The 2,128-nt window shown below is 34.3% G+C and carries 3 protein-coding genes and 4 tRNA genes; 3 read left to right on the forward strand and 4 right to left on the reverse strand.

Features of this window, described 5'->3' with window-relative positions:
* Positions 1-64: 64 nt before the first annotated feature.
* The 4 genes from ACP5O9_RS08420 to ACP5O9_RS08435 form a co-directional block, all read right to left on the reverse strand.
* A tRNA-Thr gene (locus ACP5O9_RS08420) sits at positions 65-137 on the reverse strand.
* Between the two features lie 7 nt (positions 138-144).
* Positions 145-216 (reverse strand) — tRNA-Gly (locus ACP5O9_RS08425).
* 5 nt (positions 217-221) lie between these two features.
* Positions 222-304 (reverse strand) — tRNA-Tyr (locus ACP5O9_RS08430).
* A 38-nt stretch (positions 305-342) separates the two neighbouring features.
* Positions 343-415, reverse strand: a tRNA-Thr gene (locus tag ACP5O9_RS08435).
* Between the two features lie 110 nt (positions 416-525).
* Between ACP5O9_RS08435 and ACP5O9_RS08440 the strand changes: the two genes are divergently transcribed.
* The 3 genes from ACP5O9_RS08440 to ACP5O9_RS08450 all read left to right on the forward strand — a co-directional run.
* Positions 526-927 carry a CBS domain-containing protein gene (locus ACP5O9_RS08440; RefSeq protein WP_353685804.1) on the forward strand — a complete coding sequence of 134 codons (402 nt, stop codon included), beginning with the start codon at positions 526-528 and terminating at the stop codon, positions 925-927.
* Entirely contained in the window at positions 927-1,559 is a 633-nt protein-coding gene (locus ACP5O9_RS08445) for a TIGR00153 family protein (RefSeq protein WP_428723823.1), read from the forward strand. The genes ACP5O9_RS08440 and ACP5O9_RS08445 overlap by 1 nt, the downstream gene beginning before the upstream one ends.
* A 4-nt stretch (positions 1,560-1,563) precedes the next feature.
* Positions 1,564-2,128 (forward strand): anion permease (locus ACP5O9_RS08450; protein ID WP_428723824.1); only part of this gene is annotated, 565 nt, incomplete at its 3' end.

Here is a 2,128-nt window from a genome sequence, read left to right on the forward strand (position 1 = left end):
CTCAAACTTTGCCTTTCCCATTACCTTCCTCCTTAAAATCTTTAAAACTTTATTTTCTTCTTAAAGCCCATGACCGGGATCGAACCGGTGGCCTCGTCCTTACCAAGGACGTGCTCTGCCAACTGAGCTACATGGGCATAAAAAAGCGGGAAACGGGATTTGAACCCGCGACCCTCAGCTTGGAAGGCTGACGCTCTACCGCTGAGCTATTCCCGCATATATGGAGGGGGAAGGATTCGAACCTTCGAAGGCAAACGCCAACAGGTTTACAGCCTGTCCCCTTTGGCCACTCGGGTACCCCTCCATTGTTAATATTATATCTTTTTATTTTCAAGCAATTCAAGCCACCGAAGGGATTTGAACCCCCGACCCGCTGATTACAAATCAGCTGCTCTACCCGCTGAGCTACGGTGGCATTTATAACTTATAATATAAGAATTTTTAGAGATAATTGTCAACTTTTTAAAAAAACCATATAATAATATTTTAAAATATTTTAACAAAATAATCTAAATGGAGGAAAAAATGAATACCAAAGTAAAAGAAATAATGAACACCAAACTGGAAACAATAAAACCTGAGGAAACAGTTTATGATGCTATTGAAAGACTGGTTGATAAAAGAATGAGGTCTTTAATAGTTCTGCCAAGAGACGAAAAAGATGTATATGGAGTAATAACTGTCAGAGATATTGTCTTTAAAGTAATTGCAAAAAACCTTGATCCCCACAAAATCAGAGTAGAAGAAATTGCATCAAAACCTGTTATAAGCATTGATAAAGAAACAGAATTGGAACATCTAATAAAGCTTATGGAAAAATTCAACATAGCAAGAGTTTTTGTTCATGAAGGTAAAGCAATTGTTGGAGTTGTATCTTTACTGGATGTAATGGGTGCTTCTTTAATAGAAAGAGCAAGGAGACAATGATGCTCAATAAAATTATTTCTGGTGGCAAATTAGAAAAAAAAGTAATAGAAGATATTAAAACGCATATAAAAATTTTATGTTCAGCAACTGAATGCTTTAAGTCTGCCATAACAACAGCCAATGTTGAAGCTACATTCTGCGTTGCAGATTTTGAAAGAGAGGCTGATTCAATTAGAAGAAGAATTATCTCTACAATCCATGAGGGTGCCTTTTTACCCTTTATAAGACCTAACATCTGCAAATTTATAGAAATGGTTGATGAAGCCTTTGATGTTCTTGAAGATGCTGCCTTTGAATTTAGATATATTAACATGGAACTTTATAAGATAATTGAATCGGAATGTGTAAAAATTGCTTCCATAAATACCAATATATGTGAACTCCTTTCAATTGCCTTTGACAGTCTGATTACTAAAGGAGACCTTAAGGAAAAAAATCTTGCCATAAGAATATATGAAAAGCAGGTTGATGACCTTAAGTTTGATATAACAGAAAAATTAAGAAAAGTTGAGATAAAAAACTTTTGGGATGGCAAAATAATATCAGATTTTGTAGAGTATTTAACAAAAATAAGTGATTTAATAGAAGATGCAAGTGATTATCTTTATGTAATTGAGATAAGCCTGAGATAACTTTATGACGGAAATTGCTGTCTTAGTCAGTTTTCTCATTGCATTCTGCGTAGGTTCAAATGACGCATCCAATGCATTGAGTATATGTGTAGGTTCTGGAATAATTAAACTCAAAAGAGCAATATTACTTTTTGGTGGTCTTGTATTTGTAGGAATAATGCTTCAAGGAAGTAAAGTAATGAAAACTGTTGGTAAAAATCTTGTAGATGTAAATCTCTCAATTCTCATTGTCTCTATGACAGTTTCAGCATTTTTAATAATATTTTCAAACTGGCGTAAACTTCCACTTTCTACTCATCAGGTAATAATTGGAAGTTTAATTGGCTCTGCTGTGGCTGCTGGTGTGAATGTAAACTTTTCAGCATTTCTTAAAATAGTTATCTCCTGGGTTATCTCTCCTTTTATGGCAGTGGGATTTTCTTTTGTCTTTTATAAAGTTCTTGAAAAAACTATTTCAAAATTTTCTTTCTTTCAGATTGAAAGAATTCTGAAAGTTTTGCTTCTTTTAAGTGGATTTTTAATTTCCTACAATACAGGAGCAAATGAGCTTGCCACAGTGCTTGGACCTG

Source organism: Thermodesulfovibrio sp. (genome assembly GCF_049969575.1).
Taxonomy (GTDB): domain Bacteria; phylum Nitrospirota; class Thermodesulfovibrionia; order Thermodesulfovibrionales; family Thermodesulfovibrionaceae; genus Thermodesulfovibrio; species Thermodesulfovibrio obliviosus.

Excerpts from the sequence above, each read along its gene's own strand:
- ACP5O9_RS08445 (WP_428723823.1), top strand. The coding sequence starts at position 927 with ATGCTCAATAAAATTATTTCTGGTGGCAAATTAGAAAAAAAAGTAATA.
- ACP5O9_RS08440 (WP_353685804.1), top strand. The coding sequence starts at position 526 with ATGAATACCAAAGTAAAAGAAATAATGAACACCAAACTGGAAACAATA.